The organism is Actinoplanes sp. NPDC051494 (assembly GCF_044454705.1).
In the GTDB taxonomy this organism is placed as follows: Bacteria; Actinomycetota; Actinomycetes; order Mycobacteriales; family Micromonosporaceae; genus Actinoplanes.
Map to the genome: position 1 here is coordinate 1 of NZ_JBITDZ010000022.1, position 14,396 is coordinate 14,396.

The 14,396-nt window shown below is 69.6% G+C and carries 15 protein-coding genes; 7 read left to right on the plus strand and 8 right to left on the minus strand.

Features of this window, described 5'->3' with window-relative positions:
• Positions 1 to 168: 168 nt before the first annotated feature.
• Complete coding sequence (gene dnaJ, locus ACIA6A_RS40920; protein ID WP_203841456.1) at positions 169 to 1,311, minus strand: molecular chaperone DnaJ; 1,143 nt, start codon at positions 1,309 to 1,311, stop codon at positions 169 to 171.
• A gap of 61 nt (positions 1,312 to 1,372) precedes the next feature.
• Positions 1,373 to 2,395: a heat-inducible transcriptional repressor HrcA gene (gene hrcA / locus ACIA6A_RS40925; RefSeq protein WP_396103549.1), complete on the minus strand. Its 1,023-nt coding sequence runs from the start codon at positions 2,393 to 2,395 to the stop codon at positions 1,373 to 1,375.
• A gap of 153 nt (positions 2,396 to 2,548) precedes the next feature.
• Between hrcA and ACIA6A_RS40930 the strand changes: the two genes are divergently transcribed.
• On the plus strand, positions 2,549 to 3,169 hold the full coding sequence (locus tag ACIA6A_RS40930; protein ID WP_396103550.1) for a DUF4870 domain-containing protein: 621 nt from the start codon (positions 2,549 to 2,551) through the stop codon (positions 3,167 to 3,169).
• Positions 3,170 to 3,190: 21 nt separating this feature from the next.
• Here the strand turns inward: ACIA6A_RS40930 and hemW are convergent, their stop codons facing one another.
• Entirely contained in the window at positions 3,191 to 4,381 is a 1,191-nt protein-coding gene (gene hemW / locus ACIA6A_RS40935; protein WP_396103551.1) for a radical SAM family heme chaperone HemW, read from the minus strand.
• A 36-nt stretch (positions 4,382 to 4,417) separates the two neighbouring features.
• Between hemW and ACIA6A_RS40940 the strand changes: the two genes are divergently transcribed.
• The 3 genes from ACIA6A_RS40940 to ACIA6A_RS40950 all read left to right on the plus strand — a co-directional run bounded on the left by ACIA6A_RS40940 (position 4,418) and on the right by ACIA6A_RS40950 (position 7,808).
• Positions 4,418 to 5,188 (plus strand): enoyl-CoA hydratase-related protein, encoded by a 771-nt coding sequence (locus ACIA6A_RS40940; protein ID WP_396103552.1) that lies wholly within the window; start codon positions 4,418 to 4,420, stop codon positions 5,186 to 5,188.
• Between the two features lie 70 nt (positions 5,189 to 5,258).
• Positions 5,259 to 6,083: a hypothetical protein gene (locus ACIA6A_RS40945; RefSeq protein ID WP_396103553.1), complete on the plus strand. Its 825-nt coding sequence runs from the start codon at positions 5,259 to 5,261 to the stop codon at positions 6,081 to 6,083.
• Positions 6,084 to 6,227: 144 nt separating this feature from the next.
• On the plus strand, positions 6,228 to 7,808 hold the full coding sequence (locus ACIA6A_RS40950) for a PAS domain S-box protein (protein ID WP_396103554.1): 1,581 nt from the start codon (positions 6,228 to 6,230) through the stop codon (positions 7,806 to 7,808).
• Between the two features lie 112 nt (positions 7,809 to 7,920).
• Here ACIA6A_RS40950 and ACIA6A_RS40955 read toward each other — a convergent pair whose 3' ends face one another.
• From ACIA6A_RS40955 to ACIA6A_RS40965, 3 genes are all read right to left on the minus strand, one after another.
• On the minus strand, positions 7,921 to 8,130 hold the full coding sequence (locus ACIA6A_RS40955; RefSeq protein WP_396103555.1) for a hypothetical protein: 210 nt from the start codon (positions 8,128 to 8,130) through the stop codon (positions 7,921 to 7,923).
• A 191-nt stretch (positions 8,131 to 8,321) separates the two neighbouring features.
• Complete coding sequence (locus ACIA6A_RS40960) at positions 8,322 to 8,600, minus strand: GlsB/YeaQ/YmgE family stress response membrane protein (protein WP_396103556.1); 279 nt, start codon at positions 8,598 to 8,600, stop codon at positions 8,322 to 8,324.
• Between the two features lie 313 nt (positions 8,601 to 8,913).
• Positions 8,914 to 9,237, minus strand: a complete 324-nt coding sequence (locus ACIA6A_RS40965) for a cupin domain-containing protein (RefSeq protein WP_396103557.1) — start codon at positions 9,235 to 9,237, stop codon at positions 8,914 to 8,916.
• A gap of 149 nt (positions 9,238 to 9,386) precedes the next feature.
• Here ACIA6A_RS40965 and ACIA6A_RS40970 point away from each other — a divergent pair, with 149 nt between their 5' ends.
• Positions 9,387 to 9,953 carry a hypothetical protein gene (locus tag ACIA6A_RS40970; protein WP_396103558.1) on the plus strand — a complete coding sequence of 189 codons (567 nt, stop codon included), beginning with the start codon at positions 9,387 to 9,389 and terminating at the stop codon, positions 9,951 to 9,953.
• A gap of 53 nt (positions 9,954 to 10,006) precedes the next feature.
• On the opposite strand, the gene lepA is transcribed toward ACIA6A_RS40970, so the two are convergent.
• Positions 10,007 to 11,884, minus strand: a complete 1,878-nt coding sequence (gene lepA, locus ACIA6A_RS40975) for a translation elongation factor 4 (RefSeq protein ID WP_396103559.1) — start codon at positions 11,882 to 11,884, stop codon at positions 10,007 to 10,009.
• Positions 11,885 to 12,086: 202 nt separating this feature from the next.
• Positions 12,087 to 12,620 carry a DUF4240 domain-containing protein gene (locus tag ACIA6A_RS40980; RefSeq protein WP_396103560.1) on the minus strand — a complete coding sequence of 178 codons (534 nt, stop codon included), beginning with the start codon at positions 12,618 to 12,620 and terminating at the stop codon, positions 12,087 to 12,089.
• Between the two features lie 131 nt (positions 12,621 to 12,751).
• Between ACIA6A_RS40980 and ACIA6A_RS40985 the strand changes: the two genes are divergently transcribed.
• Together ACIA6A_RS40985 and rpsT are read left to right on the plus strand one after the other, a co-directional pair.
• The gene (locus ACIA6A_RS40985; RefSeq protein WP_396103561.1) at positions 12,752 to 13,642 is read left to right on the plus strand and encodes a phosphotransferase family protein; all 891 of its coding nucleotides are present in this window, start codon (positions 12,752 to 12,754) and stop codon (positions 13,640 to 13,642) included.
• Between the two features lie 134 nt (positions 13,643 to 13,776).
• A complete protein-coding gene (gene rpsT, locus ACIA6A_RS40990; RefSeq protein WP_396103562.1) occupies positions 13,777 to 14,043 on the plus strand; it encodes a 30S ribosomal protein S20 in 267 nt (88 codons plus the stop codon).
• The last annotated feature ends 353 nt before the right edge of the window (positions 14,044 to 14,396 follow it).

Here is a 14,396-nt window from a genome sequence, read left to right on the forward strand (position 1 = left end):
CCCACCCCCCCACCCCCACCCCCCCCCCCCCCCCCCACCCCCCCCCCCCGGGGCGCCCCCCCCCCCCCCGCCCCCGCCCCCCCCCCCCCCCCCCAACCCCCCCCCCCCCCCCCCCCCCCCCCCCCCCCCCCCCCCCGCGCCTGGAAGAACCGGGAGAACCGAAACCGATCAGTGGCCGTTGAAGGCGTCTCGCATGCGGGAGAAGAAGCCGCCCTGCTTGCTGAGCTCCGCGATGTCCTCACCGCGGGTCTTGGCGAAGTCGCGCAGCATGCGTTCCTGGTCGGGGGTGAGCTTGGTCGGCGTCTTCACGTCGAGGTGGACGAAGAGCTCGCCCCGGCCCTGACCGCGCAGGTGGGGGACGCCCTTGCCGCGGACCCGCAGCGTGGAAGCGGGCTGGGTGCCGGCTTTGACCTCGATGTTCTCTTCCGAGTCCAGGGTCTTGATGGTCAGCCGGGTGCCGAGCGCCGCCGCCGTCATCGGGAGGGTGACCCGGCAGTGCAGGTCGTCGCCCTTGCGGGAGTAGACGTCGTGGGGGCGTTCGTGGATCTCGACGTAGAGGTCGCCCGCGGTGCCGCCGCCGGGGCCGACCTCGCCCTGCTGGGCGAGGCGGATGCGCATGCCGTCCTCGACGCCGGCCGGGATCTTGACCGTGAGGGAGCGGCGGGTGCGGATGCGGCCGTCGCCGGCGCAGGTGGGGCAGGGGTGCGGGATGACCGTGCCGTGTCCCTGGCAGGTCTGGCAGGGGCGCGACGAGACGACCTGGCCCAGGAACGTGCGCTGGACCGACTGCACCTCGCCGCGGCCGGCGCAGGTCTCGCAGGTGGCGAGGTGGGTGCCGGGTGCGGTGCCGGCTCCGGAGCACTGGGTGCACAGGACCGCGGTGTCGACCGTGATCGGGGCTTCCACACCGAACGCGGTCTCGACGAGATCGAGTTCGAGGCGCAGGATGGCGTCCGCCCCGGGGCGGGTGCGTGGGCGCGGGCCCCGGGAGCCGCCGCCGGCCGCCGTGCCGAAGAACGCGTCCATGATGTCCTGGAAGCCCACGAACGGGCCGGCACCACCGGGACCACCGGGGCCGCCACCGCCGCCACCGGGCGCGAGGGGGTCACCGCCGAGGTCGACCATCTGGCGCTTCTGGTCGTCGGAGAGGACCTCGTAGGCGGCGTTGATGTCCTTGAACTTCTCGTGCGCCTCGGGATCCGGATTGACGTCCGGGTGGTACTGACGGGCCAGCTTGCGATAGGCACGCTTGATCTCGTCGTCGGTGGCTTCACGGCTCACGCCGAGAATTCCGTAGTAGTCCTTGGCCACTGGGTTTCGAGTCCTCATGTCTGCCCCGCGCTACGCGCTGGAGAGCGTCGTCGCTTGTGCGTTAATTCTGCGCCAGCAGGTCGCCGACGTAGCGTGCCACGGCACGTACGGTGGCGATGGTGCCGGGGTAATCCATCCGGGTCGGTCCCAGCACGCCGAGGCCACCAACGATAGTGGCACCAGGTCCGTAACCCGAGCTCACGACCGAGGCCGCGCGCAAGTTGTCGATCTCGTTCTCATCGCCGATCCGGACCCGGGTGGTGCTGGGTTCGACCTCGCCGATCAGTTTGAGGAGGATGACCTCCTCTTCCAGCGCTTCGAGCACCGGTCGCAGGGAGCCCTGGAAGTCCAGGACACCACCCCGGGTCAAGTTGGCCGTCCCCGCCAGTGCGAGACGTTCGTCACTGCGCTCGACGAGCGTCTCGAGCAGCACCGACGCCAGACAGGCCATCGTATTGCGTTTCTCCGGCGCACAGTCGTCGACCAGGGATTGCACCAGCGGCGGCGTGTCGGCGAGTTTCTGACCGCTGAGCTTGGTGTTGGCCTGGCGGCGCATGTCCAGCACGTCGTCGTTGCTGGTCGGCCCGGGCAGCTCCACGAGACGCTGCTCGACCCGGCCGGTGTCGGCGATCATCACCAGCATGATCCGGGTGCTGGAGATCGGCACCAGCTCCAGGTGCCGCACCGAGGAGCGGGACAGGCTGGGGTATTGCACGACCGCGACCTGCCGGGTCAGCTGGGCGAGCAGGCGCACTGTGCGGTGCACCACGTCGTCGAGGTCGACCGCCCCGGCCAGGAAGCGCTCGATCGCCCGCCGCTCGGCCGGGCTGAGCGCCTTGACCCGGGAGAGCCGGTCGACGAAGAGCCGGTAACCGGCGTCGGTGGGCACCCGGCCGGCACTGGTGTGCGGCTGCCGGATGTAGCCCTCCTCCTCCAGGACGGCCATGTCGTTGCGCACCGTGGCCGGGGAAACCCCCAGCTGGTGACGCTCGACGAGGGCCTTGCTGCCGACCGGCTCCTGGGTCGCGACGTAGTCCTCGACGATGGCACGGAGCACCTCGAGCTTGCGGTCATCAAGGCTCATGACCCCCTCCCTCTGTCTTTGGCACTCCCCGAAGTCGAGTGCCAGTCTACGTCGCCGCGGCCCCGGGCGCGATGATCGGCCGTCTGTCTCATCTCCGACGTCACCTGGGTGTTGCTCTCGCCAGGCTCGACCTGCGGTCCTACCGTGTTGGCCATGACAGAACCGCCGCGTCCGCCCGGTGAGGGAAACCCCGCCGACCCCACCCAGCCGTTCAACCCGAATCCGTACGGACAGCAGCCCCCGCCGCCGCCCGGTCCCCCGACGTCCGGCGCCGGTGGTTACGCCCCGCCGCCCAGCTACAACCCGCCGCCGACCTCCGGCGCGGGCGGCTACGGCCCGCCGCCCGGCTACGGTGAGCAGCCCGGTTACGGGCAGCAGCCCCCGCCCGGATACGGACAGCCTTACGGTCAGCCCGGATTCCCCCAGGGTGGCAGCAGCGAGGATCGCACCTGGCTCCTCGTGGCCCACTTCGGCGGCGCGGCGGCCGCGTTCATCAGCGGCGGCGTCGCGGGCTGGATCCCCCCGCTGGTCGCCATGCTCGCCCGCGGCCCCCAGTCCCCGCTGGTGCGGGCCGAGTCGGTCAAAGCGCTGAACTTCCAGCTGCTCTGGACGATCATCGCCGTCGTCGGCTACATCCTGACCTGCATCGTCGTCGGCATCGTGATCGCCGCCGGCGCCTGGCTGGTCGCCACGATCATCGGCATCATCGCCGGGGTCAAGGCCGCCAACGGTGAGCAGTACAACTACCCGATGACGGTTTCCATCATCAAGTGAACGAACGGGATCTGCTGCCGTTCAGGGCAGCAGATCCCGTACCACGGCGTCGGCGAGCAACCGTCCCTGCAGCGTCAGCACGGCCCGCCCGCGTTCGAACTCCGCCGCCTCCAGCAGGCCGTTGGCCAGGGCCTTCTCCGCACCAAGCGGATCGGCCGCGGTCAGCGGGAGCCCCTCGCGCAACCGCAACCGCAGCATGACGTCCTCGACCCGGCGGTCCTCGTCGTTCAAGATCTCCCGTGCCAGGCCCGGCGAGACGCCTTCCGCCAGCCTTTTCGCGTACGCGGAGGGGTGCTTGACGTTCCACCACCGCACCCCGCCGACGTGACTGTGCGCCCCCGGCCCGAAGCCCCACCAGTCCCCGCCGGTCCAGTACAGCCGGTTGTGCCGGCAGCGGGCGTCCTCGGACGTGGCCCAGTTGGACACCTCGTACCACTCGAAACCGGCCGCACCGAGCGCCTGTTCGGCGGCCAGGTAGCGGTCCGCGGCCACGTCGTCGGACGGGTACGCGAGTTCACCGCGCCGCATCCTGGCCGCGATCCGGGTGCCGTCCTCGACGATCAACGAGTACGCGCTGACGTGGTCGACGCCCGCCGCGATCACGGCGTCGAGCGAGGTCGCGAAGTCCTCCGCCGTCTCCCCCGGGGTGCCGTAGATCAGGTCGAGGTTGACGTGCTCGAATCCGGCTTCGCGGGCCTCCGCGGCGGCCCGTGGCGCCCGCCCGGCGGTGTGCCCGCGTTCCAGGATCGCCAGCACCCCGGGCGACGCCGACTGCATGCCGAGCGAGATCCGGTTGAACCCCACGGCCCGCAGCTCCCGCAACGACGACGCGGTGACCGACTCGGGATTGGCCTCGGTGGTGATCTCGGCGCCGGCGGCCAGGCCCCAGGTGCGGTCGATGCCCTCGAGGATGCGGCCCAGGTCGGCCGGGCTGAGCAGGGTGGGCGTGCCACCACCGACGAACACCGTCTCGACCGGCGCGGCCATGATCCGGCCGGCGAAACGGATCTCGCTGAGCACGGTGTCCGCGTACGCGTCGCGGCTCGCCCCGCCGCCCAGCTCGGTCGCGGTGTACGTGTTGAAGTCGCAGTAACCGCAGCGGCTGGCACAGAACGGCACGTGGACGTAGACGCCCAGCGAGCTCGGCCGCGGTTCGAAGGGCAGCGAGCCGTCGCTCGGGACGGGTTCTCCGTCGGGCAGGGCTCCAGGCATCCCTCAAGTGTGCACGGCGCCGGTTAGTGTTCCGGCATGGCTCTGGTCCGTACCGTCACCGCAGCCGGGGTGACCACCCTGACGCTGGACAGCCCGGCTAACCGCAATGCTCTTTCCTCCGCCCTGATGGCCGAGTTGCTCGACGGGCTCGGCGCCGCCCTGACCGATCCGGCCGTCCGGGTCGTGGTCCTGTCGCACACCGGCCCGGTGTTCTGCTCCGGCGCCGATCTGAAGGAGACCGCCGAGACCCGCGACGACGGCCGGGTACCGGCCGAGATGATGGCCGACGTCCTGGCCGCGATCTGGGAATTCCCCAAACCGGTCGTGGCCCGGGTCGGCGGGCCGGCCCGGGCCGGTGGCCTCGGCCTGATCGCCGCCGCCGACCTGGCGGTGTGCACCCGGGAGGCGACGTTCGCGTTCTCCGAGGTGCGGCTCGGGGTGATCCCGGCGGTGATCAGCGCCACCGTGCTGCCCCGGCTCGCCGCCCGCGCCGCCGCCGAGCTCTATCTGACCGGCGACGTCTTCGACGGCACCCGGGCGGCGGAGATCGGGTTGGTGACGCGTGCCGTCCAGGAGGACGAACTGGACGAAACCGTAGGAAAGTTATGCGCCAGCCTGGTCAAGGGCGGGCCGATCGCACTGGCGGGCACGAAGCAGCTGCTGCGGCGCACCCCCGATCCGTCGATCCGGGCCGATATGGCCGAACTGTCCGCCCGGTCGTCCGGGTACTTCAAATCGCCCGAGGGCCGCGAGGGCGTGGCCGCTTTCCGCGAGAAGCGACCGGCCGGCTGGGTCCCGGCGCCATGACCGGCGGGCGCCCGTTGGCTACTCTTTGGTCGACCGGTGCAGCTCACCGGCCGTACCGGAAGGGTTGTGGGTGAAGCGGAAGCCGTTCGCGATCGTCGCGGTCCTCGTGCTCGTCGGCGCCCTGGGCTTCTTCGTGTCCCGGTCCTTCGAGGGTGGTATCAAGCTGCCGCTGATCGGCCCGGAATGCACCGTGAAGGCCGACGGCCAGGTGACGCTCGACGCCGTGCAGATGGCGAACGCGGCCACGATCACCGCGGTCGGGGTGCGGCGCAAGATGCCGGAACGCGCCGTCGTGATCGCGTTGGCGACCGCGCTGCAGGAATCCAAGCTCGAGAATCTCGACAACGGCGACCGGGACTCGGTCGGACTGTTCCAGCAGCGGCCGAGTCAGGGCTGGGGCACACCCGAGAAGATCCAGGATCCGAGGTACGCGGCCAAGAAGTTCTACGCCGCCCTCAAGAAGGTCAAGGGCTGGCAGGACATGCGGGTCACCGACGCGGCGCAGAAGGTGCAGCGGTCGGCCTACCCCAACGCGTACGAGAAATGGGCCGACGAGTCAGCGGTGCTGGCCAAGGCACTCACCGGGAAAGCCACCAGCGCGGTGGAGTGCACGGTGTCCGGGGAACCCGCGCTGCGCGGGGCGGCCGCGGCGGCCGCACTCGCCGAGGGATTCAAACTGGACTGGGGCATCGACGCCGATCTTTCGGTCAACGTCAAGAACGCGGACACCGGTTGGCGTTACGCCCATTGGCTGGTGTCGCACGCCAAGTCCACCGGTCTCGAAAAGGTGCGTTTCGCCGACCGCGAGTGGACCGCCACGGACGGGAAATGGCAGCCGGCCACCGGTGATCGCATCGTCGGAAATACCACTGTGGTGGCCGAAGTATTCCGCTGACCTACGGATATTCACGGTCATTCATAGCGCTACGTATACATCGACATGGACAGACAGCGACCGTGCTGGTACTAGTTATTCGTGCTCCACGCCTTGGAATGGATCCTCTTCGGAGCCGCGAGCGTAGGCGCCATCGTCGTCGGAGTGAGCCGGCACCGCCCGGCCCGCGTCGGTCCCTGGCTGCTGCTCGCCGCGTCGGTCAGCTGCCTCGCGATCGGTGACGTCTTCTACGCTTTCGACAAGACCGACGTCGCGGACATCTGCTACCTGACGATGTTCGTCTTCGTCGCGCTCGCCGTCATGCAGCTGACCCGGGTCGGCGCGCTGCTCATGAACCGTGCCCGCCTCATCGACGTACTGGCCTGCGCCTGTTCCAGCCTGCTGGTCGTCTGGGTCTTCGTGATCGGCGACAGCGAGCGCTTCGGCGAGATCAGCGCCACCGACGTCATCGGGGCCCTGCTGCTCATCGGCATCGCCGGCCGCCTCATCGTCGCCACCTGGTTCACCTGGTCGGCGGCCCTGCTCGGCGTCGGCGCGGTCGGCATGCTCGCCAGCGACATCGCCTACGGCCTGCACGCCAGCTGGTGGACCGAGGCCGGTTACATGGTGCTCTACGTGGCATGGGGAGCGGCCGCCCTGCACCCGTCGATGGTCCGCCTCACCATGGCGATGCCGGCCCACGAAACCCCGTGGCGGGGCCGCTGGGCGGCTTTGCTGGGCCTGTCGGTGGCCACCCCACCGATCGTCCTGCTCGTCGAGGCGGTCTCCGGCACGGTCACCGACGGCGTGGTCATCGCGGTCACCGCGACCGTCACACTGGTCCTCACGATCACCCGCCTGTCCGACTCGGTCCAGCTGAGCAGCCAGGCCGCCACCCGCGAACGGGCCCTGCGCGAGGCGAGCGCGGCCCTGGTGGCGGCGGCGGACGAAGCCGCGGTCGGCGCGGCGGTCCGGGCGGCGGTGGCCGAACTCCTGCCCCCGGCCGAGATCCGGCACGTCACCTTCGCCGCCGACGACCGCAAACTCGCCCTCGCGTCCTCCCCGGCCGACCCCGGCTCCCGCAGCTGGTGGGTCGACGGCCCCGGCCCGGACGTAGCCGGCACCGGCGAATCCACCCTGGTCTGCCCGCTCTGGCTGGAACCCCTGGCGGTGGCCCGGCCCAACGGCGGAGCCCTCGCCCTCACCGGCCACCGCGACATCCTCGCCGCGGGCCGCGACGCCCTCGAGATCCTCGCCGGCCAGGCCGCACTGGCCCTGGACCGCATCTCCCTCGTCGACGCGGTCGGCCGCCGCGACAGCGACCTCTACCTGCGGGCGGTCATCCGCAACACCGCCGACATCATGCTGGTCATCGACGACGACCAGGTCATCCGCTACGCCAGCCCGGCCCTGCGCAAACTCATCGGCGAGGAGGACCTCCCCCCGTTCGCCACCCTCGCCGACCTGGTTCACCCCGACGACAGCGTCCAGGTCCGCCGAGCCCTGCGCGAAGACGGAGACGGCGTCGTCTACTGCGCTCTGCAGCGAGCGGACCAGACCCAGATCCTGGTCGAGGCCACCTACCGCGACCTGCGCGAGGATCGCCTGGTCAGAGGCTTCGTGGTAACCATGCGCGACGTGACAAAATCCCACGACCCACTCGAGAAGATCCCCCACCTCGACCACGTCGACGAACTCCCGGCCTGGGTGAACCGCCGCAGCGCCCAACACAAATTCCGCTACTGAAACCCTTCAGGTACGCACACGGAGAAGGTCCCGTCCCCACTCCGCGACCACCTGCCACCCAGCCTCCCTGCGGCCCCACCGGGCTGTCCTGCCTCCTCACCCTCCACGGCCGTCAGCCGTCGGTAGCGGTGCCCGGCAGCGGCATCGTCATACGACCACCTGGCCGGCCGAAGCACCACAGCGTCCCCGGCGGCGGGTAAAGCTGCCCGCGCAGCAGCGTGGCCAGCGCACGGCTGAGTTCCGCGACCGGTTCGGTGTCCACGGGCCGGTCACCGCTTAAGATCACCGGCATTTCCTCGACCATGCGGATCACCAGCGCCATCGCCGCGTCGTACACCCGGATCTCGCGTTGCGGATCCGGACCCACCACGGAGTCCGGCCGGGGACGGCCCGCGTAGCAGGCGGGCGTCGCAACGGCCGGAACGAGTCCGGACATGCCGAAACGCCGGCCCCTGACGGGGTCCGGCGTTTCGTGGCAGTGCGATCGTTCAGGCCCCGAGGGACCCCCGTGGGTCAGCGACGGCTGACGCCCCGGCGACCACCGATGCCGGCGACCAGCGCGACACCGATAGCGGCGAGAACGATCTGGAACAGCAGCTCGGTCCAGTCGAAGCCGTTGGTGTCGGCGACGTTGAAGGCGCGGGCCAGAACAGTGCCCAGCAGCGCGGCGACGACACCGATGACCAGGGTCAGCCAGATCGGGATGTTCTGCTTGCCCGGTACGACCAGGCGGCCCAGCGCGCCGATGATCAGGCCGACGATGAGAGCGGTGATGATGCCGGTAACAGTCATGGGGAGGTCCTCCTCGGGGGGTGGAGCATTCGTTGCGTCCGTCGAACAGCAGAGTTCCCGACCCCCCGAAAATCGAAACCGCAAATTTGCCAGGAACCTCTCAGCGGCAACCCCTTGCCCACCCCGCCGACCAGCATTCCCGCAGCTCGTGCACTTGTATCCCGCAACCGGTTCCGGCCGAAAAATTTCTCCAGCGCCCGCTCCCCCACCGTCCCCTGACGACCTACCCCACCCGGAAACCCACCCATGGACACCCACCGAGCCCGCACCAGCCGAGGCCCACGCGGTCCCGGCGCGCTGATACCGCCACGCCCTACGTCGCCATCTCGATCACTACGGCGGTGATGTCCTCGACCGCCCGGGTGGTGTGTTCCTCGCCGGCCCGCCACACCACGGCCTGACCGGCATGGACCGCTTCCCAGTCGCCGCCACCGGCCTGCACGCGGCCATGACCTCCGGTGACCACCAGGAGCTGATCCACCGGGGCCGGGTGCCGCCCGACCTCACCTCCGGCCGCCACGCTCAGCACGGTGACAGCGACCGCCGCACCGCGGAACAACGGCTGAGCGGTCACACCGGCGCTGCCGAAGGCCTCCATCGGCCGCCCTGCCGACACATCGAACGTCAAGATTTCCACGCCGCGAGAGTAGATCGACCGACCGTGCCCGCCCGCTAGCAGATCGCGGGCCATCGGGCGGAGCAATGTGGGATCCCGGAAACGGTCTTGGACATCGGCGGATTTCGGCATGCTGAGGACGGCGAATATTTGTCAGGAAAGGGGTAAATGTGTCCGCCGCCGTCCATCTGATCCGCGCCCTGACCGGCGCCGTCCTTCTTCTGCCGGGCACGGCCCAGGCCGCACCCGCCCAGCCGACAAAGAATGCCCCTGCCACGTCCGTTTCCTACGGTGGGCCGATCAGCCGTCATCAGGTCATCGCCCGGGCAGCGGACTGGTTGCGCCGGGGCATCCAGTATTCGCAGAACAACCTCGATGCCCGGTGGGACGTGAACCGGGGCCGGCGCTACCGCCCGGACTGCTCGGGTTTCGTGTCGATGGCGTGGGCTCTCGACACCAGGCGCACCGGGCGGGCCCTGGTCACCTGGGAACTGCCCGCGGTCTCGCGGCCGGTCGGGTGGAACGAGATGCGGCGGGGCGACATCCTGCTGCATCTGGCGCCGGGGAATCGCGCCGCGGAGCACGTACGGCTGATCCAGGCCTGGGCGAACCCGTCACGCAGCCGGGTCTGGATCATCGAGCAGAGCGGCCGGATGCATGACATGCGGCGCCGGGTCATCTCGGTGGCCGAGGCCCGGAAGCTGTACCGGCCGTACCGATATCTCCAGATCCGCTGAGCGCAGCGAAAAGGGCTCCGACCGCGACTGGTCGGAGCCCTTTCCCGAGCCGGCTACTTCTTGGCGCCCTTGTCGACCGGCGCGTCCGAGGTCGACAGCGCGGCGATGAAGGCCTCCTGGGGCACCTCGACGCGGCCGACCATCTTCATGCGCTTCTTGCCTTCCTTCTGCTTCTCGAGCAGTTTGCGCTTACGGCTGATGTCGCCGCCGTAGCACTTGGCGAGGACGTCCTTGCGGATCGCGCGGATGGTCTCGCGGGCGATGATGCGGCTGCCGATCGCGGCCTGGATCGGCACCTCGTACTGCTGGCGGGGGATCAGCTTCTGCAGCTTGCCCGCCATCGTGACGCCGTAGTTGTACGCCTTGTCCTTGTGCACGATCGCGCTGAACGCGTCGACCGGCTCGCCGTGCAGCAGGATGTCGACCTTGACCAGGTCGGCGGCCTGTTCGCCGGACGGCTCGTAGTCGAGGGAGGCGTACCCCTTGGTCTTGCTCTTCAGCTGGTCGAAGAAGTCATAGATGATCTCGCCGAGCGGCAGGGTGTAGCGCAGCTCGACCCGCTCGGAGGAGAGGTACTCCATGCCCAGCAGGTTGCCGCGGCGGCTCTGGCACAGCTCCATGACCGCGCCGACGTACTCGTTGGGGACGAGCACGGTCGCGCGTACCGTCGGTTCCCTGATCTCGGCGATCTTGCCGGCGGGGAACTCGCTGGGGTTGGTGACCGTCGCTTCCTTCATGTCCTCGGTGATCACCTGGTAGATCACGTTGGGCGCGGTGGAGATCAGGTCGAGGTTGAACTCGCGCTCGAGCCGCTCGGAGATGATCTCCAGGTGCAGCAGGCCGAGGAAGCCGCACCGGAAGCCGAAGCCGAGAGCCGTGGACGTCTCCGGCTCGTAGACCAGGGCGGCGTCGTTGAGCTTGAGCCGGTCGAGCGCGTCGCGCAGCGCCGGGTAGTCGGAGCCGTCGATCGGGTAGAGGCCGGAGTAGACCATCGGCCGCGGATCCTTGTAGCCGCCGAGCGCTTCCTTGGCCGGGCGCTGGTGGCCCGTGACGGTGTCGCCGACCCGGGACTGGCGCACGTCCTTCACGCCGGTGATCAGGTAGCCGACCTCGCCGACGCCGAGCGCTCCGGCCTTCTCCATCTCGGGCGAGACGACGCCGATCTCGAGCAGCTCGTGCACCGCGCCGGTGGACATCATCTTGATCTTGTCGCGGGCCTCGATCCGGCCGTCGATGACCCGGACGTAGGTCACGACACCGCGGTACACGTCGTAGACCGAGTCGAAGATCATCGCGCGGGCCGGGCCGTCGGCGTCACCGGTCGGCGCGATGAACTCACGGACGATCTCGTCGAGCAGGTGCTCGACGCCCGCACCGGTCTTGCCGGAGACCCTGAGCACGTCAGCCGGGTCGCAGCCGATGAGCTTCGCGAGCTCCTCGGCGTACTTCTCGGGCTGCGCGGCCGGCAGGTCGATCTTGTTGAGCACCGGGATGATGCGGAGGTCGTTCTCCATGGCCAGGTACAGGTTGGCCAGCGTCTGCGCCTCGATCCCCTGCGCGGCGTCGACGAGCAGGACCGCGCCCTCACAGGCGGCGAGACTGCGCGACACCTCGTAGGTGAAGTCGACGTGCCCGGGAGTGTCGATCATGTTGAGCACGGCGGTGTCGCCCTGCTGGTCACCGTTGCGGACCGTCCAGGGCATGCGGACGGCCTGGCTCTTGATCGTGATCCCGCGCTCGCGCTCGATGTCCATCTTGTCGAGGTATTGAGCGCGCATCTGGCGCGGATCGACCACGCCGGTGATCTGCAACATCCGGTCGGCCAGCGTCGACTTGCCGTGGTCGATGTGGGCAATGATGCAGAAGTTCCGGATGCGACGCGGATCGGTCGCTCCGATGATGTTCACGCCGGGGTCGAGCGGTCCAGGCACGTTCGTCCGTTCTCAAGCAAGGGTCGGATCCAACATTCGAGAGGCCGATCCGGGAAGACCGGCCCTCCCATGGTCCCACGTCCCGCCGCCTGCCCCGGATGAGACCCGATCCACGGCTGCCTCAACCCGCTCAGACCCGGTGCGGCAGCGCCGGGACCTCGGCCGACACGGTGTCACCAGGCCGGATCGCACCACCGGCCGCTCATTCCGGAGGCTCCAGGAACATCGCGGACAACCGCGGCAGCCGGCGCTGCATCTCTTCCTCGTCGTCGAAGTCCCACAGCATCGCGGCGTCGGGCCGGCCCGTGGGCGCGTCGCTCGGGGGCATCTCCTCGCCGGTGGCCTCCTGATAGGCCCGCCCGGCGATGCCCAGCACCTCTTCCGCCTCGAACACCGCGCCGGTCGAGGCCGCGGCCCGGACCGAGGGGAGATCGGCCAGCGAGTCGGGCTCCCGCACGGCGCGGGCCAGCACCTCCCGCCCGTTCGCGATCAGCCAGCCCCGGAAGTAGTCGAAGCCGTCGTCGGAGCAGCCCCCGTTGATCAGATAGGCCGCCGCCCACAGATCTTCCTTGCCGGAGGCGCCCATGACCTTGTCGAGATGGCGGCCCCAGGCCACGATCTCGTCGGGACCACGCGTGGCCAGCTCGGCAACGGCCCGTTTGGCCACCTCGTCGGGCGAACCCGGCCGGTCGGCGGTCGCCGCATCGATGACCGCCCAGAAATCGTCCGTTCTCATGCCCGACAGCCTGCCAGCCCGGTGTGACAAAAGCGGGGAGGCAGGATGAGGGGATGCGTCCGGTATCACTTCCCGAGGTGGCTTACGGCACTACCGCCGTACGGCCGAGTTGGTCTGATCTGCCGCCTTTATTGCAATCCGCGATCAATGACCGGCTCGGCGCTCCGGTCATCGCGTCAGCCACCGCCGGCGGCGGCTTCACCAGGGCTTTCGCGGCCGTTGTCACCACGCGGGCCGGCGACCGCGCGTTCCTCAAGGCGGCACCCCTGCACGGTCCCGACGCCGCCGGGTACGCCCGTGAGTCCACCGTCACATCTTTGCTTCCCGCCACGGTCCGGGCCGCCCGGCCCCGCTGGACCATGGTCGCCGAGGATCACTTCGTGGTCTGCCTCGATGCGGTCGACGGCCACGTCCCCGCGCTGCCCTGGAATCCCGCCGAGCTCGACGCGGCACTGACCGCGTGGCACGAGGCTTCACACGCGCTCCGGAACCCCTCGGACGAACTCTCGGCCGTCGGACTCGCGCCGCTGAGCGAGATCGTCCGCCACGAATTGTCCTGGTGGTCGGAGATCGCCGCCGGACGAGTGCCGATGCCCCCGGCACCACCCTGGGCCGCCGACCGCATCGGCACCCTCGCAAGCCTGGAACAAGAGCTCCCCGCCCTGGTCAACGGCACGGCAATGCTCCACGGCGACCTGCGGATAGACAACACCCTCATCGACGGGTACGGGAAAGCGTGGCTCTGTGACTGGGCCTGGCCCTGCACCGGACAGCCATGGTTCGACACCGTGACGCTGCTCGTTACGGCGTACGCGAGTGGGCTCGACGCCGACCGCTTGCTGGAGCCGTGGAACGCACCGGCGCAGGGGGTGGACGGGGCGCTCGCCGCGATGGGCGGATACTGGTTGACGCGGGCGGCCGGCGGGCGGAGCAGCGCTTCTCCCCACAGCCGCCAGCATCAGAGATTCAGCGGCGGGCAAGCCCTGCAATGGCTGGCCGCACGCCGGGGCTGGGCCTCCTGAACGGGGATTTCCCCAGCTCGATTTGGGTGGCGCAGGGGCGGCTGATACATTGGTTTGTCGCGTGTGGTGGCGCGTTTTTGCGTGCTGCCACCGTCCGAGTACATCATCCGAACTAGTCAGGACAGGGCTGTCGCGTGGCGAACATCAAGTCCCAGATCAAGCGCAACCGGCAGAACGAAAAGGCCCGGCTGCGCAACAAGTCGGTCAAGTCTTCGCTGAAGACCGTGATCCGCAAGCTGCACGAGGCCGGCGACGCGGGCAACACCGAGACGGCCGTCGCGCTGCTCCGTGACGCCTCGCGCCAGCTCGACAAGGCCGCCAGCAAGGGTGTCATCCACAAGAACCAGGCGGCGAACCGCAAGTCGGCCATCGCCAAGAAGATCTCCGCACTGTCGGCCTGATTCACGCAGGGCTCGCTCGCGGCGCCGACGCGTCCAAGCGTCCCGAGCCGCCGCGGGGAGCTGTCTCACTGAGATCGGCTGTCTCGTGCGTCTCCGCGTGCTGACTTTCGGCACCAGGTGAACAAGCACATCTCCGGGCACCGCCGGACCTCCGGGTCCAGCGGTGCCCGAGGTGTTTCCCCCACCGAAACTCCCCCACCGGCGTGACCTGACCGCCCCACTCCATCGCGGGCTTCGCCCGCTCCTTTGGGCTCGGCGTTTTCTTCCGGGCCGCGACCCGGCGTCACCCCGGCCGGCTGCGCGGACCTTTCGGCCTTTCCCACCGAGCGCCAGCCTGATCAAGTCCCGACTTG